This window comes from Kitasatospora sp. NPDC093679 (assembly GCF_040683455.1).
Lineage (GTDB): Bacteria > Actinomycetota > Actinomycetes > Streptomycetales > Streptomycetaceae > Kitasatospora > Kitasatospora arboriphila.
In genome coordinates this window covers 1-21,413 of the sequence record NZ_JBFBDW010000031.1, presented here as the reverse complement: position 1 = coordinate 21,413, position 21,413 = coordinate 1, and the positions used below count along the sequence as shown (strand labels likewise).

General features: G+C 76.2%; 24 protein-coding genes and 2 pseudogenes. 14 read left to right on the top strand and 12 right to left on the bottom strand.

The features are described from left to right. Positions 1-133: 133 nt before the first annotated feature. Entirely contained in the window at positions 134-610 is a 477-nt protein-coding gene (locus AB0O09_RS24120) for an SRPBCC family protein (RefSeq protein WP_363544299.1), read from the top strand. A 45-nt stretch (positions 611-655) separates the two neighbouring features. Here AB0O09_RS24120 and AB0O09_RS24115 read toward each other — a convergent pair whose 3' ends face one another. The 4 genes from AB0O09_RS24115 to AB0O09_RS24100 form a co-directional block, all read right to left on the bottom strand. Further along, entirely contained in the window at positions 656-1,483 is an 828-nt protein-coding gene (locus AB0O09_RS24115) for a Mut7-C RNAse domain-containing protein (protein ID WP_363544297.1), read from the bottom strand. Positions 1,484-1,587: 104 nt separating this feature from the next. Beyond that, positions 1,588-3,027: a hypothetical protein gene (locus AB0O09_RS24110; protein WP_363544381.1), complete on the bottom strand. Its 1,440-nt coding sequence runs from the start codon at positions 3,025-3,027 to the stop codon at positions 1,588-1,590. 207 nt (positions 3,028-3,234) lie between these two features. Next, positions 3,235-3,873, bottom strand: a complete 639-nt coding sequence (locus AB0O09_RS24105) for a TMEM175 family protein (protein ID WP_363544295.1) — start codon at positions 3,871-3,873, stop codon at positions 3,235-3,237. 57 nt (positions 3,874-3,930) lie between these two features. Further along, entirely contained in the window at positions 3,931-5,157 is a 1,227-nt protein-coding gene (locus AB0O09_RS24100; RefSeq protein ID WP_363544293.1) for a hypothetical protein, read from the bottom strand. Positions 5,158-5,450: 293 nt separating this feature from the next. Here AB0O09_RS24100 and AB0O09_RS24095 point away from each other — a divergent pair, with 293 nt between their 5' ends. Together AB0O09_RS24095 and AB0O09_RS24090 are read left to right on the top strand one after the other, a co-directional pair. Then, complete coding sequence (locus AB0O09_RS24095; RefSeq protein ID WP_363544292.1) at positions 5,451-5,639, top strand: hypothetical protein; 189 nt, start codon at positions 5,451-5,453, stop codon at positions 5,637-5,639. A 70-nt stretch (positions 5,640-5,709) separates the two neighbouring features. Then, a pseudogene (locus tag AB0O09_RS24090) lies at positions 5,710-6,270 on the top strand (hypothetical protein); the annotation flags it as partial. 387 nt (positions 6,271-6,657) lie between these two features. Here AB0O09_RS24090 and AB0O09_RS24085 read toward each other — a convergent pair. After that, entirely contained in the window at positions 6,658-7,656 is a 999-nt protein-coding gene (locus AB0O09_RS24085; protein ID WP_363544388.1) for a hypothetical protein, read from the bottom strand. Positions 7,657-7,685: 29 nt separating this feature from the next. Continuing rightward, a complete protein-coding gene (locus tag AB0O09_RS24080; protein ID WP_363544290.1) occupies positions 7,686-8,201 on the bottom strand; it encodes a SigE family RNA polymerase sigma factor in 516 nt (171 codons plus the stop codon). 235 nt (positions 8,202-8,436) lie between these two features. Here AB0O09_RS24080 and AB0O09_RS24075 point away from each other — a divergent pair, with 235 nt between their 5' ends. After that, entirely contained in the window at positions 8,437-9,429 is a 993-nt protein-coding gene (locus AB0O09_RS24075; protein WP_363544288.1) for an aldo/keto reductase, read from the top strand. A 97-nt stretch (positions 9,430-9,526) separates the two neighbouring features. Here AB0O09_RS24075 and AB0O09_RS24070 read toward each other — a convergent pair whose 3' ends face one another. Continuing rightward, positions 9,527-10,369 carry an SDR family NAD(P)-dependent oxidoreductase gene (locus AB0O09_RS24070; protein WP_363544287.1) on the bottom strand — a complete coding sequence of 281 codons (843 nt, stop codon included), beginning with the start codon at positions 10,367-10,369 and terminating at the stop codon, positions 9,527-9,529. Positions 10,370-10,506: 137 nt separating this feature from the next. Here AB0O09_RS24070 and AB0O09_RS24065 point away from each other — a divergent pair, with 137 nt between their 5' ends. Beyond that, the gene (locus AB0O09_RS24065; protein WP_363544286.1) at positions 10,507-10,968 is read left to right on the top strand and encodes a MarR family transcriptional regulator; all 462 of its coding nucleotides are present in this window, start codon (positions 10,507-10,509) and stop codon (positions 10,966-10,968) included. Positions 10,969-11,199: 231 nt separating this feature from the next. Then, entirely contained in the window at positions 11,200-12,504 is a 1,305-nt protein-coding gene (locus tag AB0O09_RS24060) for an MFS transporter (protein ID WP_363544379.1), read from the top strand. A gap of 22 nt (positions 12,505-12,526) precedes the next feature. Here the strand turns inward: AB0O09_RS24060 and AB0O09_RS24055 are convergent. Beyond that, a pseudogene (locus AB0O09_RS24055) lies at positions 12,527-12,895 on the bottom strand (MerR family transcriptional regulator); the annotation flags it as partial. Positions 12,896-13,039: 144 nt separating this feature from the next. Next, positions 13,040-13,432: a glycine cleavage system protein GcvH gene (gene gcvH, locus AB0O09_RS24050; protein ID WP_363544285.1), complete on the bottom strand. Its 393-nt coding sequence runs from the start codon at positions 13,430-13,432 to the stop codon at positions 13,040-13,042. A 188-nt stretch (positions 13,433-13,620) separates the two neighbouring features. On the opposite strand from gcvH, the gene AB0O09_RS24045 reads away from it, so the two are divergent. From AB0O09_RS24045 to AB0O09_RS24035, 3 genes are all read left to right on the top strand, one after another. Beyond that, on the top strand, positions 13,621-14,586 hold the full coding sequence (locus AB0O09_RS24045) for a LysR family transcriptional regulator (protein WP_363544283.1): 966 nt from the start codon (positions 13,621-13,623) through the stop codon (positions 14,584-14,586). A gap of 99 nt (positions 14,587-14,685) precedes the next feature. After that, a complete protein-coding gene (locus tag AB0O09_RS24040; RefSeq protein ID WP_363544282.1) occupies positions 14,686-14,898 on the top strand; it encodes a PLDc N-terminal domain-containing protein in 213 nt (70 codons plus the stop codon). A gap of 356 nt (positions 14,899-15,254) precedes the next feature. Then, positions 15,255-16,247, top strand: a complete 993-nt coding sequence (locus tag AB0O09_RS24035; RefSeq protein WP_363544280.1) for a hypothetical protein — start codon at positions 15,255-15,257, stop codon at positions 16,245-16,247. A gap of 11 nt (positions 16,248-16,258) precedes the next feature. Here the strand turns inward: AB0O09_RS24035 and AB0O09_RS24030 are convergent, their stop codons facing one another. Beyond that, entirely contained in the window at positions 16,259-16,813 is a 555-nt protein-coding gene (locus AB0O09_RS24030; RefSeq protein ID WP_363544278.1) for an NUDIX hydrolase, read from the bottom strand. Positions 16,814-16,978: 165 nt separating this feature from the next. Here AB0O09_RS24030 and AB0O09_RS24025 point away from each other — a divergent pair, with 165 nt between their 5' ends. After that, positions 16,979-17,521: a GNAT family protein gene (locus AB0O09_RS24025; RefSeq protein WP_363544276.1), complete on the top strand. Its 543-nt coding sequence runs from the start codon at positions 16,979-16,981 to the stop codon at positions 17,519-17,521. Positions 17,522-17,539: 18 nt separating this feature from the next. Here AB0O09_RS24025 and AB0O09_RS24020 read toward each other — a convergent pair whose 3' ends face one another. Further along, a complete protein-coding gene (locus AB0O09_RS24020) occupies positions 17,540-17,947 on the bottom strand; it encodes a hypothetical protein (protein WP_363544274.1) in 408 nt (135 codons plus the stop codon). Positions 17,948-18,104: 157 nt separating this feature from the next. Here AB0O09_RS24020 and AB0O09_RS24015 point away from each other — a divergent pair, with 157 nt between their 5' ends. Both AB0O09_RS24015 and AB0O09_RS24010 read left to right on the top strand, forming a co-directional pair. Continuing rightward, entirely contained in the window at positions 18,105-18,539 is a 435-nt protein-coding gene (locus tag AB0O09_RS24015; protein ID WP_363544272.1) for a hypothetical protein, read from the top strand. A 116-nt stretch (positions 18,540-18,655) separates the two neighbouring features. Further along, complete coding sequence (locus AB0O09_RS24010; RefSeq protein ID WP_363544271.1) at positions 18,656-19,291, top strand: VanZ family protein; 636 nt, start codon at positions 18,656-18,658, stop codon at positions 19,289-19,291. 176 nt (positions 19,292-19,467) lie between these two features. Here the strand turns inward: AB0O09_RS24010 and AB0O09_RS24005 are convergent, their stop codons facing one another. Next, on the bottom strand, positions 19,468-20,367 hold the full coding sequence (locus tag AB0O09_RS24005) for a class F sortase (RefSeq protein WP_363544269.1): 900 nt from the start codon (positions 20,365-20,367) through the stop codon (positions 19,468-19,470). A gap of 119 nt (positions 20,368-20,486) precedes the next feature. Here AB0O09_RS24005 and AB0O09_RS24000 point away from each other — a divergent pair, with 119 nt between their 5' ends. Then, positions 20,487-20,879 (top strand): AraC family transcriptional regulator, encoded by a 393-nt coding sequence (locus AB0O09_RS24000; protein WP_344627329.1) that lies wholly within the window; start codon positions 20,487-20,489, stop codon positions 20,877-20,879. 78 nt (positions 20,880-20,957) lie between these two features. Then, positions 20,958-21,368, top strand: coding sequence for a VOC family protein (locus tag AB0O09_RS23995; protein WP_363544267.1), 411 nt, complete (start codon positions 20,958-20,960; stop codon positions 21,366-21,368). The last annotated feature ends 45 nt before the right edge of the window (positions 21,369-21,413 follow it).

Below are 21,413 nucleotides of genomic sequence, written 5' to 3'. Positions count from 1 at the left end.
TCCGCGCGTTCGCCCCCGTGGCCGGGCCCGGCCACGGGGGGATGCCGCTGACCGGCGCCCGGGCGTATCGTGCTGCCCGCGGGGGGGGGGCGGTGGCCGCCTCGCGTGCATCGCAGGGGGAGGAGACCGGCCGATGGGTGCCGCGCGGATCTGGACCGTCGAGGAGTCGCTGGAGTTTCCCGCCGTCCCGCCGGACGCGGTGTACGCGCTGCTCGCCGACGTGCGCCGGATGAAGGAGTTCAGCCCCGAGGTGGTGGGTGTCTGGCGGCGCGGCCGGAACTTCGTCGGCTTCAACCGGCGGGCCGGCTGGGTCTGGTTCACCACCTGCCGGATCGCCGTCGCCGAGCCGGAGCGCGAGTTCGCCTTCGACGTCACCACCTTCGGCCTGCCGGTGGCCCGCTGGGGCTACCGCCTGGAACCGCACGGCGACGGCACGCTGGTCACCGAGTACTGGATCGACCAGCGGCGCGGCGGTGCGGGGGCGGTCGTGGCGGAGACCCTCGGGCTGGTCTTCTCCGGCACGCCCGCCGCGCAGCGCGCGGAGCGCAACCGGGCGGGGATGCGCACCACCCTCCACCGCCTCCGGGACGCCTGCCTGCCGCCGGCCTGAGGACCGGTCGGACGGCGACCGGGTGCGCTGCCCGTCGGACCCCGCTCAGGCCGGCCCGGCGCCCACCGGTTCGGCGCTCACCGCTGCCCCGTCCGGGCGGCGGCGCTGCGCGGCCACCGAGGTGTGCAGCGGCCCGGCCGGCGCCGCCGGTCCGTCGCCGAACTCCGCCACCGCTTCGGTGACGATGCCGCTCAGCTGCTCGTGGTGGGCGCCGCGCCAGTACACCTGGTCGCAGGCCGTGCACTGGGCGAAGACGTCGTACGAACGCTCGGTGCCGTGCTCCAGGTGCTCGCGCACCGAGGTCTTGTCGGCCTCGCGCAGCGTCCCGTTGCAGGCGGTGCAGCGCGTCCACGGCGCCAGCGGGGGAGCGAACCGGGAGAGCACGTCCCGCAGTTGGTCGGCGGGGCGGTGGCTGTACACGTAGGCGCCGGCCCACAGCTCCCGGCGGTGCAGCAGCCCGCGGTCCCGGGAGAGCAGCACGCGCCGCTCGGCGGCCGAGCGGGCCGCCAGCGCCGGGTCGCCGATGTCGGTGCTCTCGTAGGCGGCGTCCACCCCGAGCAGCCGCAGCCGCCGGGCCAGGGTGCCCAGGTGGACGTCGAGCAGGAAGCGCGGCGGCCCGGCGAGCCGCTGCGGCCGGGCGACGGCGAGCACGGCCACCTCCTCGCCCGCCGCGGGCACGTGGGAGGCGTCCGCGGCCGCACCGTCCACGACGAGGCCGCCCACCTCGGTCAGCGGGACGCCGAGCGACTCCACCACGTGCCCGAGGGTCGAACTGCCGTCGGTCGTCACCGCCGACCGGCCGGCCCGCCTGCGCGCGTTCACGAAGACGTGCAGCTCGGGGACGAACTCGATCCGGATCTCCGTTCTCTCCACACGCCCAGGATGCCAGGACGGCGGTGCGCCGGTCGCCCCGTTTCCGGGTCGGCGCACCGCCGGTGTCAGCGGGCCCGCCGGTCGCGCGCCGCTCGCCCCGCCGGTCAGCCCGGTCCCTGCCCGTGGTGGACGGTGAGCTCGCCGAGCGGGGCGAGGGCCGCCGCCGGGTCGCCCGGCCGGTCGCGCAGGACGGCGTCCAGGAAGGCCAGGCACGCGGCCGCGGTCAGCCGGGGCCCGTCGGTGCGGTCGAGGGTGCCGACCAGGGACGGCACCGGCGGCAGGTAGAGCGGCGCGTCGGTGAAGGTGAGGTGCGCGCTGCCGGGCACGGTGAGCCGGTAGGAGACCGCCGTGTCGCGATCGAGGACCTCCTCCAGGGCGGGCAGGTAGTCCGGATCGGTCTGCGGCCCGATCTCCTGGGTGAGGGCGAGGACCGGCCGGTGGAGGGGCTGCGGGTCGGCGTCGTGCGGGGCGCCGTCCAGGTCGATCGCGGCGGCGAAGCCCGCGTCCCGGCGGGCGGCCAGCAGCGCGGCGGCCCCGCCGAGCGAGTGGCCCGCCGCCGCGACCCGCTCGGTGTCGAGGCGGCCGGCCAGCGGATCCGCGTCCTGTCCGCGCCCGATCCGCTGCAGCCGGCCGAGGACGAAGCCGAGATCGGCGGCCCGGACCTCCTTCCAGCCGACCGCCCGCCGCTCGTCCTCGGCCCGGTCGCCGGTGGCCGTCACCCGGGTGCGGACCGTCCGGCCGTCGGCCAGCACCACGGCGGCGGAGTCGTAGGGGTGGTCGAGGCCGGCCACCACGTAGCCGTGACTGGCCAGTTCCTCCGCCCAGGCGGTGTTCTGGCCGCGCACGCCGCCCAGGCCGGGCGAGAACAGCACCACGGGGAACCGTCCGCCGCGGGCCGCCACCGCGGCGTCGGGCACCGCCCGGGTCCGGGCGCGCGCAGGCCCGTCGAGCAGGAGGCCCGGGAGTCCGGCGTACCCGGCCAGGGCGTCGGTGACCGTCCGGGACTCCTGCGCCGTCCGCCCCAGGTAGCGGGCGCGAGCCGCCCCGGCGGCCGGCTCGGCCGGGTACCAGAGCTGGACGACCACGGTGCGCCGGTCGTCGGGGTCGTCGGTGGCCGGCTCGGGACGCTGCCCGTCCGTCCACTCCACCACCCGGGTGCCCACCGCGTACGGGCCGGTCGGCCGCGGGAACTCCGGCACCGGGAAGGCCCAGGCCGCCGCCGGGCCCGCCGCGACCAGCAGCAGGCAGACCGCCGAGGCCGGCACCGCGAGCCACCGGCGAGCCCGGCGCGGCGTGCGGCCCGGCCGCGGCAGCAGCGGGGCGACGGCGAACGGTGCGACCAGCACCGCGGTGGCGAACACCGGCGTCAGCTGCCAGCGGAGTCCACCGGTCAGCGCCGCTGCGGCGCCGCCCACCAGGAGGGCGCCGCCGCCGGCCGCCACCGCCATCCGCCGGGCCGCCGGCGGCAGCCACCGTGCCAGCACCAACGCCACGGCCCCCAGCACCGCCAGGAGCTCCGGCACGGTCATCCGAAACCACGTCATGTCCTCGATCACCCGGCCATGCTGGCCGGGCCGGGCCCGCCGCCGCATCGCTCGCAGGTCGCGCCCGCATACGCCCGGAGACCAATCCCCGAGCCGTGCGGCCTCCACCTCGCGGCGTACGGCGGACCGTCCCGGCACCGGGCACCCTTCCCGACTCCGGGCACCTTCCCGGCAGGGACGTCGCTGCAAGCGGGCGGCCGCGCCCGGTCAGTCGGCGGCGGCCGTCCGGGCGCGGTACCGGGAGAGCTGCCCGGCCCCGACGGGGACGACGATCCAGAGGATCCAGGCGTACTGAGTCGCGAAGAACAGCGGAACGGACAGGCCGAAGCCCAGCAGCAGCCCGTACAGCACCGGGTCCCCGGCGGCGACCAGCTCGGGCGGGACGTCACGGTCGCGGAGCTGCTGCGCCGTCATCCGGCGCTCCATCGCGATCACCGAGGCGTGCGCCAGGCACTGCAGCAGGGCGTAGAACCCGAACCGCAGGCCGACGGTGTCGGTGTCCTCCCCCTCGGTGGTGAGCAGCTTGGTCGCGAAGGGGTTGAGCACGATCGTGAGCAGCCAGCAGGCGTTGAGGGTCCGCAACCGGTCGTCGGCGCGCTCGGTGTAGCGGAAGGCCCGGTTGTGCTGGCCCCAGGCGGCGGCGATCACGGCGAAGCTGATCAGGAAGGCCGTGTAGTGGCCGAGGTCCTCGTGGACGGCGGAGCGCAACGCGGCGACCGTCGGCCCCGCCGGCACCGGCAGTTCGAGCGCCAGCAGGGTGATGGCGATCGCCACCACGGCGTCCGAGAAGAAGATCAACCGGTCCGCGGCGCGTGCCTCGAACCTCCGCAGCTTCCTCGCCCGCACCGCAGCCTCCCTCGTCGGTCCGGCCCATCCTCGCCGCCGACCGTGTCCCCGCGGCCGCTACGACACGCCCCCGTCGCCCGCCGCGCGTCCCGCCCGGGCGAGGGCCGGCCGGGAGAGCACCGTGACCGCGACGGAGACCGCGGCCAGCAGGGTGATCGCCGTCCCGGTGCCGAGGGCCTGGGCCGTCCCGCCGGCGAGCGCGGCGCCGATGCCCTGCCAGGTCATCCGGCCGGCCGACTCCATCCCCTGCACCTGGCCACGGACATGGTTCGGCGTCAGCGCCAACAGCCGCTCCTGCAGCGGCAGCGTCGCGGCGAACCCGGCGCCCGCCGCGAACACGGCCACCACCAGCACGGCCGTCGGCGGTCGGAGCGCGAACGGCAGGAACGGCACCGCGAGCAGCAACCGCAGCCGGAACGCCAGCCGGTGGCGCACCGCGGCCGGGACGAGCCGCCCCACCACCAGGTCGCCGGCCATCATGCCCGCCGAGGCGGCGGCCAGCAGGACACCGGCACGCTCCGGGGCGAACGGCACGAACAGCGCCTCGCAGCCGACCACCAGCCCGTTCGGCACCCACAGGTTCAGCAGCAGCGCCCGTCGGCCCGGGTCGGCGAAGAGCAGTGCGTTGGTCGCCCGGGTGCTGCGCAGGCCCGGCCTGCGCACCGGGCCGATCGGGCGCTCCCGGACACCGGCCGCCACCACGAGCAGCGACAGCGCGCTCAACCCGGCCGCCACGGCGAGCACCCGCTGCGGGTCCACCTGCTGCAGCAGCGCGGCGCCCGCGGCGCAGCCGAGCACGGTCAGGCCGCCCGAGGCGATGTTCATCAGGGAACGGGCCGGCGCGTACCCGGCGGCGGGCACCGCCTCGGCGAGCAGCCCCATCCGGGTGGCCGTCCCCAGCGACTGGACGAAGCCCAGCACCACGAGTACGCCGAACCGGCCCACCAGCGGCAGGCCGGGCACCGCCTGCGCGGCCGTGCCCGCCAACGACACGCCGTGCAGCACCAGCAGGGTCCGGCGCGGGCGGCGCCCGTCGGCGACCGACATCAGGGTCAACGCGCCGAGGACGGTCGCGAACGTGGCGCCGTACATGCTGACCGCCGTCAGGAACGGCGAGCCGGTCTGCCGGCCGACGAGGGTGCCGAGGGCGAGGCCGGCGAGCGCGTTCGCGGCCACGGTCAGCGTGAAACTCGTGAACAGGGCGGCGAACCGCCCGGTGCGCAGCAGCGTGCGGTAGGTGGTCGGGGCGGCGGGCGAGGGAGGTGCGAGCGTGTCGGAAGGCATGAAAAAAGCCTCCGGACAGGCCCAGTTCGGGCGCCGAAGGCAGCACGCACATGATAGCAGCCGCGGAGCCTGCGCTGCGCCTGGAGTGGCGCGCCGGCACCCCCCTGCCGGGGCCCGAACGGGCGGCTGCGCTTCCGGCCCGCCGACGGCGAGGCGGAGGTGGTCGACCTCTGCACCGGGATCCTCACCGGCACCCTGGACGCCCACGGCCGCGACGACCCGGCTCGGATGACGGCCCGTGAGGCGGCGCGATTCCAGTAAGACGAGGAGTTCGCGCACTACGCCACCCGCGCGTGCTGCCCGCCCACCGCGGCCGGGGTCCGGCCGAGGAACTCCTCGCCGAGGACATCCGGGTGCCGGCCGAAGTCGCCGCCGACACCGCCCGGACCTCCACCGACGTCGGCAACACGCCGATGGCGGCCGCCTTCGGCCGGGCCGGCCGCACCGTGTTCGAGCACGAGTACGTGGTGGCCCGGGGCTGACGTCCTCGCGGCGGGGCCGTGGGCGTCCCGCCCGCACGGGTTGTGGGTGGCGGCGGCTACGGTGCCGGTGATGAACGACACGGGGCGGGGCGGCAGTGCGGGCGACGACGGCACCCTCCGCACCTGGGGCCTCGCCGGCCCGCCGCCGCAGGGCGCCGACGACGGCCACCACACCGTCCCCGTCCGCGCCCTCGCCACCGCCGAGGTCGACGGCCGCCCGGTGGCCGTCACCGCCGACCCGGCCACCGGCGAGGAGGTGCACCGCCCCTACGACAGCGCGCAGGGGCGCGTGCCGGCCGCGGCCACGGCGGTGCCCGACGGCCGCCCCGTCCTCGTCACCGCAGGCAGCGACCGCACCGTCGGCGTGCGGGACCTGACCACCGGCGACCCGGTGTTCGAGCCCTTCACCGGTCACACCGGCCGGGTCACGGCCGTGGCCACCACCCTGCTCGGCGGACGGGCCGTCGCCGTCGCCGGCAGCCGGGACCGGACGGTGCGGGTGTGGGACCTGACCACCGGCCGTCCGATCGGCGGACCGCCGACCGGCCACACCGACCGGGTGACCTCGGTGTCGGCGGCGGTGCTCGACGGGACACCGCTCGCCGCGAGCACGGCGCGCGACGGAACGCTGCGGCTGTGGGACCTGACGGGGATGGCGGAGATCGGCCGTGCGGAGATATCCGCGGTGCCGTCCGCGGCCACGGCGGTGCTGGTCGGGGCAGCAGGGGGACGGCCCGTGGCGGCCGTTCGCGAGGGATGTGCGGTGCGGTTCCTCGATCCGCTCACCGGCCGCGGGGCCGGCGCCGACCGCGTGCTGCCCGAGCCCGTGCAGGCGCTCGCCGCCGTCCCGGACGGACGGCTGGCGATGGCGTTCGGGTCGCACGTCGCCGTCCTCGTGCCGCGCTGGCACGGGGAGCGTGCGCGGAGGAGGGCGGGGGGCGGTCGAGTGGGGGCGCCACGGTGGTGCGTTCGTCGGCGGGGTCCGCGGCGGGCGCCGGAGCGGCGGACCGGCCGGGGGTCAGTCGATCGTGCAGTCGCCCTTCTTGGCACCGTCCGGACAGGGGAAGCGGGTGACGGACTCGGCGAAGGCACGGCCGGAGTCCACCACCGACTGCGGCACCTTCAGCTGCCACCGCGGGCTCTGCACCAGCGCCTTCCAGCCGTCCAGGCCGAGCGGCGGCCGCTCACGGGTCACCGTGATCGGCACCCCCTTCTGGCCCGTGTACTGGTCGAGCGTGCCGTTCGCCGCCACCACCTGGACGGTGGTGCCGTCGGGCCGGGTGAGGTCCATCATCTCGTCGTACAGGCCCGCCACGTCGGTGCCGGTGACGAACATCCGCAGCCGGCCGCCGTCCGGCAGCTGCTCGGTCCTGCACAGCGGCGCCTCGTAGCCGCTCTTCCGGGTGCCCTCGTCCGAGCCGCCCTGCCAGGTCTCGCAGGTGACCGGGCTCGGCGGCCGGCCCCGGCTCACCGTCAGCATGACCGTGGAGGGCCCGTGGCCGTCGTCGTACTCCAGCTCGATGTAGCGCTGGTTCGGCTTGGTGTTGAACTTCACGCCGAACGCGTTCAGGTTGCCCAGCCGGGCGCCCGGCGGCAGCAGGTCCGACAGGATCTCCGTCATCGCCTGCCAGGTCAGGTCCGCCGTCCCCGGCTCGGCCACCGCGCCCTTGCTCGGTGACACCGTGCCCGTGCCGGATTCCGCGCCCGCCGGCCCTTTGCCCGCGGACGGGCTCGCGGCGGACGAACCCGTCGCGGAGGCGCTCGCGGCGGACGGCGACGCCGTGTCGGCCGACGCGGGCCCCTCCGCCTGTGCGGCGCCGGGCCGGGGACCGGCGACGGCGACCGCCGTCACCACGGCCGCCACCGCCGCCGCGGCACCGGCCGCCTGCAGCGTCCGCCGGATCCGCAGCCGCTTCCGCCCGGCGCGCTTGCCCTCGGCCACCATCTCGCCGATCGGCGGGCTCAGTTCGTGGACGCTCTCGGCGAACATCCCGTTCAGGTCGTCCTCAAGACCCATCTCAGCACTCCTCGTGCGCTCGTCGTTCCTCAGTGCCGGAACAGCAGTTCGCGGTCATCGCCCAGCAGTTCGCGCAGCTTGGCCAGGCCGCGCGTGTTCAGCCCCTTGACGGCGCCGACGCTGCAGCCGAGCGTCTCCGCCACCGATTCGAGGCTCTGGTCCTCCAGGTAGCGCAGCACCACGGCCGCCCGGTTGCGCGGCGGCAGTTGCCGCAGCGCGGTCAGCAGCGTCAGCCGCAGTTCCGCCGTCCGCCCGCCCTCGCGGCCGTCCGGCAGGTCGGGCACCGCTCCGGTGGGTATCTCCCCGGAGCGGCGCAGCCGGCGCTGCGACAGGTAGGTCCGCAGCAGCACCTTGCGGGCGTACGCGTCGAGGCCGGTGTCCGGGACGGTGCGCCCGAGCCGTCCCCAGGAGGCGTACAGCTTGGCGAAGGTGACCTGGACGAGGTCCTGCGCCTGGTGGAAGTCACCGCACATCAGGTACGCGACCTGGAAGAGCCTTCGCGCTCGTGTGGACGCGAACTCGTCGAAGTCGAGTGCCTCGTGCATGTGGTTCCCCCGGGCTGCGCCGTGCTCGGCCGATCTGCTGTCACCCTGACAAGACGCCTCGACCCGGGCCGGGGTCGCACGCGATCTGACGGTCTTTTCGCCCGGCTGCGCGCCGGGCCGGGCGCACCCGCGGGCGGCCCCGCCCGGCGGGCCGGGGAGCGGGAGCGGTCGGTAGGGTGCTGGTGCGGGCGAGGCGCACCGGTCCGCCCGTCCGCACCGCCGAGAGGACCCCGCCATGCCGGCCGCAGCAGCCACCGGACCCGCAGGCCCGTCGATCGCCCGGTTCGGCCTGGGCACGGCGGCGGTCGGCCGCCCCGGCTACATCACCCTCGGGCGGGACCTCGACCTGCCGGCCGGGCGCACGGTCGAGGCGCTGCGGGAGCGGACGCACGCGCTGCTCGACGCCGCCTTCGCGGCCGGCGTCCGGTACTTCGACACGGCCCGCTCCTACGGGCGGGCGGAGGAGTTCCTCGGCGGGTGGCTGGCCGCCCGGCCGCGGGCGGCGGCCGAATCGGTGGTGGGCAGCAAGTGGGGCTACACCTACACGGCCGACTGGCGCGCCTCGGGCGTGCCCGTCCACGAGGTCAAGGAGCACGCGGTCGCGGTCTTCGACCGGCAGGTGGAGGAGACCCGGGCGTCCCTCGGCCGGCTGCCGGACGTGTACCTCGTCCACTCGGTGACGCCCGACAGCCCGGCGCTGACCGACCCGGCGCTGCACGAGCGCCTGGCGGGGCTCGCCGCGGAGGGCGTCCGGGTCGGGCTGTCCACCAGCGGGCCGGCCCAGGGGGAGGCGGTGCGGGCGGCATTGGCGGTGGAGTTCGAGGGCCGGCCGCTGTTCGCGGCCGTCCAGTCGACCTGGAACCTGCTGGAGACCTCGGCCGCGCCGGCGCTCGCCGAGGCGCACGCGGCCGGCTGGCTGGTGGTGGTGAAGGAGGGCATGGCCAACGGCCGTCTCGCCGACCGGAACGCGACCGGCCCCGACACCGCCGCGCTGCGGGAGCTCGCAGCCCGTACCGGTGCCTCCTGCGACGCCCTGGCGCTGGCGGCCGCCGCCGCGCAGCCCTGGGCCGACCTGGTGCTCTCCGGCGCTGCCACCGCCGGGCAGCTGGCCTCCAACCTCTCGGCCGCCGGGCTCGCCGTTGCGCCGTTGGACCTGGCCGGGCTCGCGGTGCTCGCCGAGCCGGCGGAGGCCTACTGGCGGACGAGGGCCGCGCTGCCCTGGGCCTGAGCGGCCCGGCGGCGGGCCCGGAGCGCGGATGCGCCGCAGCGGCGGGCCACCCCTCCTCGGGGCGGTCCGCCGCTGCGGCGCGTCGGGGACGGGCGGGTCAGCCCACCCAGCTGCCGGTCATGCCGAGCACCGCGGAGCCGTCCAGGTCGGTCAGCTTGGTGCCGGTGAAGCCGCGGGCCCAGTCCGAGGTCTGCAGGCGGAACGGCGGGCGCTCGGCGGTCAGCGCCTCGATGACCGTCCCGGCGGCCTCGGCCGGGGTCTGCGCGCCGTTGAGGAACTGTGCGACGGTGCGGTCGAGGTAGGCGCCGAGGGCGGGGGCGTAGGGGCCGGCCGCGGCGATCTCGGCCTCCAGGTCGAGGCCGATGTTGTTGACGAACTCGGTGGCGACGGCGCCCGGCTCGACGACGCTCACGGCCACGCCGACCGAGGCGGCGACCGGGGCGAGGCTCTCCATGTAGCCCTCGACCGCGAACTTGGCGGCGCAGTACGCCTCGTTGAAGGGCTGCCCGATGACGCCGCCGACGCTGGTGACGGTGATCAGCCGGCCGCCGGTGGCCCGCAGGTGGGGGAGCGCGGCCTTGGAGACGTTGAGGACGCCGAAGAAGTTGACCTCCATCACGGCGCGCACGTCCGCGACGGACTCGTTCTCCAGGGTGCCGAGGTGCCCGGCGCCCGCGTTGTTGACGACCGCGTCGAGGCGGCCGTGGTCGGCGACCACCCCGTCGATCACGGTGGCGACGGAGGCCTCGTCGACCACGTCGAGCCGGCGGACGTCCAGCTCGACACCGGCCTCGGCGGCGGCCTTGCGCAGCGCGTCGGCGCGGTCGGGGTCGCGCAGGGTGGCGACCGTCCGCCAGCCGGCCCGCGCGGCGGCGACCGCGGCGGCGAGACCGATGCCGGAGGAGGTGCCGGTGATCAGGACGACCTTGGAGGAGGACATGGTGAGGGTTCCTTCCGGAGCGGGGGACGGCCTGGCAGCCGCAGCACCCCTTCGGTGTGTGCACACACACCTTAAGCATTGCGTGCACACACACGCAAGTAGGTGCGTGTGCACGCACGCACGATAGAATCGCGCCCATGGCGACCAGGAAGCTCACCCCGGCGGAGATGTCCGAGGCCGACCACGCCTTCTACGGCCTGGTCTGGGCCGGCACCACACTGACCGAGCGCGTCGACCGCGCCCTCACCAAGGCGCACGACCTGCCGGTCTCCTGGTTCGAGGTGATGCTCTGGCTCGCCAACGGCGAGGAGCCGGTCGCCGCCTCCGTCCTCGGCAACAGCACCATGCTCAGCCGCAGCCAGGTCTCCCGGGTGCTCGACGCGCTCCAGGCCCGCGGCCTGGTCTCCCGCACCCCCTCCGCCCGGGACGCCCGCTCCGTCGAGGTGGCGCTCACCGCGCAGGGCCGCGAGCTGTTCGCCGAGGCCGACGCCACCCGGCGCGCCTGCCTGGCACCGGTCTTCACCGACGTCCTGGACCAGCAGGACCTCGCCGCCCTCGGCACGGTCTGGCGCAAGCTCAAGGCCCACAAGGAGGACTGACGCCCCGTACGGCACCGCTCCACGACGGGCCCGGCGCCGCCTCCCGGACACCCGCCCCGACCTCCCGTAGGGTGGCACGTCGGACAAGCCCTCGGCCGGAAGGCATGCGTGGCGGGTACGGAGAAGCCCGGCGGCCGGCCGCGGCAGCAGCGCACGGAGGACGGCGCGCGGAACGGCAAGGCCGGGCCGCGCTCGTGGGCCCCGCTGCTCGCCGTGTGCGCCGGGTACTTCATGGTGATCCTCGACGTGACGATCATCAACGTCGCCGTCCCGGTGATCGGCCGGGAGCTCGGCGCCTCGCTCACCGGCATCCAGTGGATCACCGACGGGTACACCCTCGTCTTCGCCGGACTGCTGCTCACCGGCGGCGCCCTCGGCGACCGGCTCGGCAACCGCCGGGTCTTCTGCGCCGGCGTCACGGTGTTCACCGCCGCCTCGGCCGGCTGCGCACTCGCCGGGAACGCCCCCGTCCTGGTCACCGCCCGCCTGGTCGAGGGCCTCGGTGCCGCGCTCATCGTGCCCGGCTCGCTCGCCCTGCTCCAGCAGTCCTACCCCGGGGCCGCCGCCCGCTCCCGCGCCTTCGGACTCTGGGGCTCCATGGCCGGCATCGCCGCCTCCGCCGGACCGCTGCTGGGCGGCGTCCTGGTGAGCTCGGTCGGCTGGCGCTGGGTCTTCCTGATCAACCTGCCGGTCGGCGCCGCCTGCCTCGCCCTGACCCTGCGGCACGTCGACGCCTCGCCGCGCAACCCCGCCCGCCCGGTGGACTGGCCCGCGCAGTGCGCCGTCGTGGCCACCGTCGCCCTGCTCACCACCGCCCTCAACGAGGCCGGCCGACGCGGCTGGACCGACCCGGCCGTGCTGGCCGCGGCCGGCCTGGCGCTGCTCTCCGCGGCCGCCTTCGCGGCCCGCGAACGCCGGGCCCGTGCACCCGTCCTGCCGCTGCGCCTGCTGCGGTCGCGCGCCCTGAGCGGCGCCGCGGTGATCGGTCTGCTCTTCAACTTCGCGTTCTACGGCATGGTGTTCACCGCCAGCCTGGACTTCCAGCACCAGCGCGGCTGGAGCGCGCTGCGCACCGGCGCCGCGCTCTTCCCCGCGGTCGCGATGACCATGTTCGCCTCCGTCCTCTCCGGCCGGCTGGCCCGCCGGACGGGCCACCGCCCGCTGGTGGTCACCGGCCTCCTCCTGGCGGCGGCGGGCCTGGCCGGCTGGGCCGCCGCCGGGTCCGAACCGGCGTACCCGGTGCTCGTCCTGCCGATGATGGCCGCCGGCTTCGGCACCTCCTTCGCCCTCACCGGCACGACCACCACCGCGATGACCGCCGCCCCCGCCGCATACGCGGGCACCGCCTCCGCCCTGTTCAACACCACCCGTCAGATCGGCAGTGCGGCGGGCGTCGCCCTCGGCGGCACGCTGCTCGCCACCGCGGCCGGCTACGGCGCGGGCCTGCGCACCGCCATGGCGGTGGGCGCCGCCGCCTACCTGGCCGCCGCCGTCCTCGGCCTGTACTGCGTCCCGGCCCGGCCCGCCGAGCACTGACCTGCGCCGCGGCTCCCGCAGGTCAGCGGGTGCCCGTACAGCCGGTGCCCGGACGGCGTGTGCCCGGACAGCGGGACAGGTGCACGGCCGCCTCCAGCAGTGCCGCCGCCCGCCCGTCGAGGACGCCGTGCCGGTGCGCCACCGCGGCCCGCAGGGCGCCGGTACTGCCGGTGCGGCGCAGATCGTCGAGGACCGACCGGATCTGCGGCAGCCCGTGGTGCGCCCGCCGCAGCACCGCGGTCACCTGCGCGTCCCGGACGTCGGCCGGGCCGAAACTGCGGTAGCCGGTGCCGCGCTCCCGCCCCGGCACCAGCAGGCCGGCCGCCTCCCAGGTGCGCACGGCGGACGTCCGGACACCGAGCAGCGCGGCGACCTCCCCGATCCGCAGGCCCGCGGAACGCCCCGGCGGGCGCACGCCCGCGCCGCCCGCCCGACGGCATAGGGCGCCCAACGGCATGGAGCGCGGCTTCAAAGGCACACGGACGTACCGCGAGGGGCGGGAGGTGCCCCACCCGCCCCTTGCGGTACGTCCGGATCAGGCGCCCTCGGTGATCCACTCGCCGTAGGCGGCGGCGGACAGCAGACCCTCGAGGTCGGTGCCCTTGGCGAGTTCGATCTCGATCAACCAGCCCTCGTCGTAGGGGTCGGTGTTGACCAGTTCGGGGTCGCTGTCCAGCTCCTCGTTCCTACCGGTGACCTTGCCCGCCAGCGGTGCGAAGACGTCGGAGACGGACTTCACCGACTCGACGGTGCCGAAGGCATCGCCGGTGTCCAAGGTCCGCCCCACCACCGGAAGTTCGACGAACACGATGTCGCCGAGCTGCTTCTGGGCGTGGTCGGTGATGCCGACCCGGACCCGGCCGTTGCCGAGTTCGCGCACCCACTCGTGGTCCTTGGTGTACTTCAGGTCGTTCGGGACGTTCGCCATGAGGTCCTCCGTGGTGCGGCCGCCCGGCCGCGGCTCGGCGCCCGAGGAACGGGCGTTCCCGCCGAGACTGCAACAGACCCCGGTACGGGAGCCGGGATTGTCACTCGACCGGGTGGGTCGCATGCGGAGGGCGTGTCGCGGCGGGGAACCCGCAGCCGGTGTCCACCGGGCGCCGGCCGTCGGCGAGAATGATCACCGTGGATCTCGACCTGGCGCAGGTACGGGCGTTCGTCGCCGCCGCCGACCACCTGCACTTCGGACACGCGGCCCGCTCGCTCTCGCTCACCCAGCAGGGCCTGTCCAAGCGGATCGCCCGGCTGGAGGACACCCTCGGCACCCGGCTGTTCGACCGCAGCCGCACCCAGGTCGGCCTCACCCCCGCCGGGCTCCGCTTCCTCGACCCCGCGCGCGCCGCACTGGCGGCCGGCGCCGCCGCGGTGGACGCCGTCCGGCACGGCGGGAGCCCGATCCGGGTCGACCTCTGGGGGCACCTGTTCGAGCCGCTGCGGACCGTCCGGGCGGTGCTCGACGACGGAGCGGGCCCGCCCGTCGAGATCGGCCCGGGACGGGACCTGCCCGGGGTCGCCGCCGCCCTGCTACGCGGCGAGATCGGCGCCGCCCTCGGCCGCTTCCACCCGCTCGACGACGGCCTGGAGCAGGCCCTCGCCCACCGCCCGGTCCGGTTCGAGCCGGTCGACGCGGTGCTCCCCGCCGGCCACCCGCTGGCCGCCGCCGGCCGGCTGCGCCCGGCCGACCTCGCCGGACTGCGGCTGCTGCTGCCCGCGGCCGCCGGCCGGCTGGACTTCCTGGGCGCCTTCGCGGCACGGTTCGCCGTCCCGGTGGAGCCGGGCGGCCCGAACCTCGGCCTCGACCACCTGCTGGAGCGGGTCCGGGCCGGCGGAGACGGCTTCGCCCTGCTGCCCGCGGAACTCCCGCTCGGCGACGGGACCGGCACCGTGGTCGTGCCCCTCGCCGACCCGACCCCGCTCTACGCCTGGTCGCTGGTCTGGCACCGGGACCGGCCGCACCCGGGCGTCCCGGCCCTGCTCGACGCCTTCGCCGCGGCCGGACGCCGCCGCCGCTGGCTGGAGTACCGGCCCGGCCGCGACTGGCTGCCCGGTGCCGAGGACCTCACCGCCGCACCGGACGCCTGAGGGTCCGCGGCGGGTCTTGACGGGCGGCGGCCCGGGTCGAAGGCTTCGGGTGAGCGGCCGCCCGGCCGCCCCGGTCCGCACCCGAAGGGGCACCGCCGCATGGTCACCGCCGCCCTGTCCCCGTCACCCGGGACGATCGCCGCGCTCGTCCCGCTGCTGGCCCTCGTCCCCGCCGTGACCTGCATGGTCGACATCTCCCGCCACCCCGACACCCGCCGCTGGCCGCCGCAGACCTGGATGGTGATCTGCCTGCTCGGGAACGTCTTCGGGCTGGTGGCGTACCTCCTGTACGGGCGGAGCCCGCGCCGCTGACCCGTGCCGCGCCCGGTGCCCGCCCGCAGGCCGATCCGGGCCCGGTGTGGAACGGTGGGACGGGGGCCGGCTGTGAGAGGAGCGGTCATGTCGTCGAAACGGCGTCGCAAGAAGAAGGCACGTGCCCGGCGCGGAGCGAACCACGGGCGTCGTCCGCAGTGCTGAGCAACAGCAGGAGTACTGAGCAACAGCAGTACCGAACCACCCGCGGAGCGGTCACCGGCACGGGCCGGTGACCGCTCCCGTACGCGGCGATCGGGAGGCCGGGCCGCCGGTCAGGGCCGGCACCGGCCGGTGCGCGCCGTCCCGTCGGCCGGTCGGGGGATCATGGACCGACCGCGACGGGAGGGGACGCGATGGCATGGGTGGCGGAGTGGGCCACCGGCCCGGTGGGGGCCGGTGGCGGCGGCGCGGTGCGACGGGCCGTCGGCGGCGGGCACGGGGGACCGGTGAACGCCGTGGCCACCGCCGTCGTCGACGGCCGTGCGGTGGCGGCGAGTTCGGGTCGGGACGGCAGCGTCCGGTGGTGGGACGTGGCGGACGGGCGGCTGCTCGGCGCCTTCGGGACCGGCGGGTTCACCGGCATCGCCACGACCGTGGTCGGCGGACGACCGGTCGTGCTGACCGTGGGCGACTACGACCCGCGCTTCGTCCGCGACCCGGAGACCGGCGACTGCCTGTGGCACCTCCCGGTGGACGACGCCGTCTCCGTGGCGGTCTGCCACCCGGGCGGCAACCCGGTCGCCGTCACCGGCCACGAGGACGGCGGCACCCGGCTCTGGGACCTGGCCGGGCAGTGCGCGCTCGGCCCCGTCCTCACCGGACACGACCACGCCGTGCACGCCGTCGCGGCGGCCGTGGTCGACGGGCGGCCCCTCGCCGCGACCTCCAGCGGCATGGACGTCGACCAGAGCTGGAACCGCGACGTCCTCGTCCACGACCTGACGGACGGCCGCCGGCTGGCAGGCCTCCCGGCCGCCACCACCTCGGCGGTGAACGCCCTCGCCCTCACCGCCGTCCACGGCCGGGCCGTCGTGGCGACCGGCGACTGGCGCGGCACGCTCCGCCTCCACGACGTCCGCTCGGGTGCGGAACTCGCCCCCGCTCCCGCCCCGCACCGCGGCATGTTCGGGGCACTCGCCGCGGGGGAGTGGGCCGGCCGGCCCGTGCTGGCCTCCGGCGGCGACGACGGGACGGTACGGCTCACCGACCCGACGACCCGCACTCCGCCCGCTCCCGACCTGCGGCTCCCCGGCAGGACGGCCGGGCTCGCCGTGCTGCCCGGCCGGCGCCTCCTCGCCGCCCTCGACCGCGAACTCGTCCTGCTGGCACACCACCCCGCCCCCTGACGCCCGGGGGGTCAGGCGCCGGCGGCCTCCGAACGGGCGGCCAGCAGGATCGCCGCCACACTGCCCGCCTCGGTGATCTCCCCGGAGGTCACCCGGGCGAGCGCCTCCTCCAGCGTGCAGCGGTGCACCGTCATCCCGGCCTCCGTCGAGTCCCGCGCCGTCGTCCCCGCCGACAGGCCCGTCGCCAGGAAGAGATGGGTGACCGCGGACGTGCTCGACGGCAGCGGGTGGATCGCCCCCAGCGGCCGCCACCCGGCGGCCCGCAGCCCCGTCTCCTCCTCCAACTCGCGCCGGGCCGCGGCCTCCGGCGCCTCGCCCGCCTCCACGCCTCCGCCGGGCAGGTGCGGCATCCGGCGACCGGTCAGGTAGAAGTCGTCCTCGACCAGCAGCAGCCGCCGGTCGCCGTCGAGCGCCACCGTCCGCACCGCGTCCGCGACCTCGACGTGCTCGTAGCGGAACGGCGGCGCGTACGGCCCCTGCACGGTGTCCGCCACCAGCCGGACGAACGGCCCGGTGTGCAGCACCTCCCGGCCCGTCCTGCGCCATCCGCCCAGCGTCCCGTCCACCGTGCCTCCCCGTCGCCCGCCCGCTCCTCCCGCCGACGCTACGCGGCTCCCGTGCCCGCCGGAGGGAGGGCGCGGAAACTCCCGGCGCGTCCTCGTCCGCCGGCGCCGCCGCCCCGACCGCATAACCGGTTGCCGCCGTACGGCCCGGCCGGATAGGAAGCTCGCATGCTTACAGGCAGCAAGGTCGGGCTGAGGGCCCGGCACGAGGACGACATCCCGGTCCTGCGGACCGGCCTCTACGACGACGTGGTGAACGGCTCGCGGGCGGAGGGCAGCCCGTGGCGGCCGATCCCGCCCGGCTCGAAGGACCCGCGGCTCGCGGTGGACGACACCGAGCCGAGCCGGGTCCCGTTCTCCGTGGTGGAACTCGACGGCGGCACGCTGGTCGGCACCGCGACGCTGTGGGGCATCGACACCCACAACCGGTCCGCGCACATCGGGCTCGGGCTGCTTCCCACCGCCCGCGGCAAGGGCTACGGCACCGACGTGGTCGCGGTGCTGTGCCACTACGGCTTCGTGGTGCGCGGCCTGCAGCGGCTGCAGATCGAGACGCTGGCGGACAACTTCGCGATGATCGGCTCCGCCGAGCGCAACGGCTTCGTCCGCGAGGGCGTGCTGCGCTCCTCGGCCTGGGTCATGGGCGAGTTCCTGGACGAGGTGCTGCTCGGACTCCTCGCCCGGGACTGGAAGCCGGACACCGGGAGCTGACGCGGCGCCACCGGCGGTTCAGGCGCCGACCCCGTCGGCGGCCGCCGTGCGCAGGTCAGCCACCGCGTCGAAGAACGCCCAGCCGTCCACCGCACAGGTCGTGCGGTCCGGCAGCTGGGCCCCCGCGGCCAGCGCCGCGTCGAGGAAGGCCCGGGCCGTGCCCGGTTCGTGGAGGTTGAGCACCGGGCCGCCCGCGGTCGTCACCGCGCCGGACGGCAGGAACCCGTCCGACACCATCCGGCCCGGCCCCTCGGCGAACACCAGCAACAGCCGTCCGTTGACCCCCGCCCGACGCACCGTCAGCAGGTTGCGGCAGCGCCGGCCGTCCCCCTCGCCGTCGTCGGACGCGTGGTCGTGCCCGACCGACCACAGGAAGACCTCCTCGCCGACGACCATCCGCCGCGGCTTCCTCTCACTGCGCGTCATGGGCCGCAGCCTAACGGCCCGCCGCACGGGCCCGGAGCCGCCCGGCGGGCCGGGCGGGGTGCGGCCGTTCGGTGGCCGGGGTGTGCACTTTCCGGTTCTGGCTCGTTGGGTGGGTGTGGCGGATGATCCGAGTGGTGGTGGGCGACGGGCCGCGCCGATGGTGTGGGCGCTGGCGGTGCGCGAGGGGCCGGACGGCAGGTCGGCGGCGGAGGCGATCGTCGAGGTCGGGCAGGACTGGTACGGCGAACTCGTCGCGGACGCGATGGACAGCGGGTTCGTCCTCGCCGCCGGCGACCCGCCGGCCACCACCGGCGTGGTGGAGGTCCGCGAGGGCTGGTTCGAACGGCTGGTGATGGTCGGCGGCCGCGGGGTCTGGGAGCCGCACCCCCCGGTGCAGGCGTCCCCGGTGTGGCTGGCCGCGGCGGCGGAACCGCCCGGGGTGCTGGTCCTCGTCGTCCCGCCCGGCACCTGGCCGCCCGGACTGATGGGCCTCGACCCGATGCAGCAGGCGGAGGCCTTCGGCCGCAGCCTGGAGGCCGCCCGGGTGCGGGGGCTGGTCCTGCACGGCACGGCCGCGGTCGTCGTGCACTGACGCGGTCGTGCCGTGCACCGACGCGGCCGTCCACCGACGGGGTGTCGAATCGCCGTCACGGGTTACACGCAGACCGGCCGGGACACCGGCGCGCGGGATCCGGGGAGGGCGGGGCGATGGCCTTGAGACGCACGGTGACGGACAGCGGCACGACCGGTTCGGGCGGGAGCCCGGGCGGCGGCCCGGCCGCCGCGGCGGCGGTGCGGTTACGGGCGGAGGGCACGGCAGCGCGCCGTACCGGGAAGCAGCGGCCGCTGCCGTTCCTGCACCGACCCGGCGTGGTGCCCGCGCTGGTACGGCTGCTGGTGCTCCTGGTCGCCCTGGCGGCGACCGTGCTGTTCGCGGTGGTGCTCGCCCGGGCCACGCTCGTCCCGCAACCGGGGTCGCGCGGCCTCGTCCACGCCAACCTCAGGCCCGGATCCACCCTGGAGCTGTACCTCGACCGGCCCGCCGTCCGCGAGGCGGTCAAGCAGGTCGGCGGGAACCTGCTGCTCGGGGCGCCGTTCGGGATCCTGCTGCCGTTGCTGTCGCGGCGGGTCGGCGGACTGCTGCGGGTCACGCTGCTGACGGCGGTGACGATGGTGCTGGTGGAGTGCGCGCAGGCCGTGCTGGTGCCGGGCCGGGCCTTCGACATCGACGACGTGCTGCTCAACACCGCGGGCGCGGTGCTGCTCCACCTGGTGGCGGGCCGCCGGATCGGCCGGGCGCTGCACCGCGCCCCCCACGCGGCCGACCGGCCCCGTGCGGGATGACGGCGGGCAGGGCACGTCGTGTCCGCGGAGGCACCCGAGGATGCGGGCGGCCTGTGGCCCAACCATGACCTGGCCCCGGGCCCAGGCCGCCCGGCGCCGACTCTGGCACAGGTGCTCCCCGCTCCGCCCGACCGTCTCAGCAGGCGAAAGGGGGAGCGCTTCCCGGCCGGTCCGGGTCACCCCTCGACGGCGGTGAGGGTCGCGTAGACGACGACGTTGCCGAGGTAGCCGGTGCGCTTGGTGAAGCCGCCGCAGGTGATCAGCCGGAGCTCGGGCAGGCCGGAGGTGTTGCCGTAGACCTTCGCGTCGGGGAACGGCTTCTTGTCGTAGACCTCGACGGCGTCGACGGTGAACACCGCGGTGCGGCCGTCGGCCCGCTCGACCTCGACGGTCCTGCCCTTGGTGAGGGCGCCGAGCCGGAAGAAGACGGCGGGGCCGGTACGGGTGTCCACGTGGCCGGCCAGGACGGCCGTGCCGGACGAGCCGGGGTGGCGCCGCCGCCGTACCAGCCGGCGAGGTCCGGCCGGTCGGCGGGCGGGGGCTGCAGTGCTCCCGCCGCGTCCAGGTCCCAGCCTGGTCATCGGGGCGTTCACCCCGACGGCGGGGATCCGCAGCCGGACCGGGTCCGAGGGCGGCAGCGCACGGACGGCGTCCGGCGCGGCCGGGGTCGGCGACGTCGTCGGGGTCGGCGACGCGGAGGTGGCCGGCGGAGCGGTCGGTGGGACGGCCGCGGGAGCGGCCGAAGGAGCGGGGGCCGGCGGGGCGGCGCCGGCCGAGGCGCAGGGGGCGGCGCGCCTTGACCGCACCGCCGACCGCGGTACCGGCCACCAGCAGGCCGCCCAGGGCGATCCGGCTGCCGTCGGTGTCCGCGGCGCCGCCGAGTGCCAGGGCGGAACCGACGGCGACGCGTGCAATCTGCATGGATGTCCTCCGACGGGCACGTGGCCGGACCGTCGGTGCGGCAACCTGACGGACGGTCGACGGGGCCGTCCGTGACGGCGCCTCGCACGCCGGGAGCCGGTGTCCGTGCAGGTGGCGAGGGGTGTCCGGGAGAGGGCGGCCGTGGGCGTGCACATGGCGTCCATCGGGGTGACGCGGCATCAGCCCGGTCCGTCCGCGCACCGGGGCGCGGCCGGTGCCGACCGCTGCCCGGCGGCCCTGTCGCCGCGGGCCCGGGACGTGGTGTGATGGCGCTGTGAGCCGCGCCGCCGAAGACACCAACCGCCGCATGCTCCGGGCCCGGGACACGATGGACCGCCGGTACGCGCAGCCGCTGGACGTCCCGGCCCTGGCCCGGATCGCGCACGTGTCCCCGGCGCACTTCGCCCGCACCTTCCGGACGGTGTTCGGCGAGACGCCGCACCGCTACCTGCAGCGCCGCCGGGTCGAGCGGGCGATGTTCCTGCTCAGGGAGACGGACCGCAGCGTGACGGACATCTGCTACGAGGTCGGGTTCGGCAGCACGGGGACGTTCAGCCGCACCTTCCGCGACATCGTCGGCCGGTCGCCGAGGGAGTACCGCAGGGCCGCGGTGGCCGCCGACGTGCCGACCTGCTTCACGATGGCGTGGACGCGGCCGCACACGTGATCCGGAAAGCTGCGCCCCGCGGCGAGGAGCGCAGTTTCGGATAAGTATTCCGTCCGGTCCGGCCCTAGCGTGGTCCCCATGTTCACCTCCATCACGCACTCGCAGATCTACGTCCTCGACCAGGACGAGGCCCTCGACTTCTACGTCGGCAAGCTCGGCCTGGAGGTCGCGGCCGACGTCGACCTGGGCTTCATGCGCTGGCTGACGGTCAACGTCCCCGGCCACCCGGACCGCCAGGTCCTGCTGGAGAAGCCGGGCCCGCCGGCGATGTCCGAGGAGACCGCGCAGCAGGTCCGCGAACTCGTCGCCAAGGGCGCCACGGGCGGTTCGCTGATCTTCAGCACCGACGACTGCCGCAAGACCTACGAGACGCTGCTCGGCCGCGGCGTCGAGTTCACCGAGGAGCCCACCGAGCGGCCGTACGGCATCGACTGCGGTCTGCGCGACCCGTTCGGCAACAGCCTCCGCTTCACCCAGCCCAAGGGCTGAGCCGGCAGGTCGGCGCGGGCGCGCCGGGGCGGGTGCCCCGGCGCG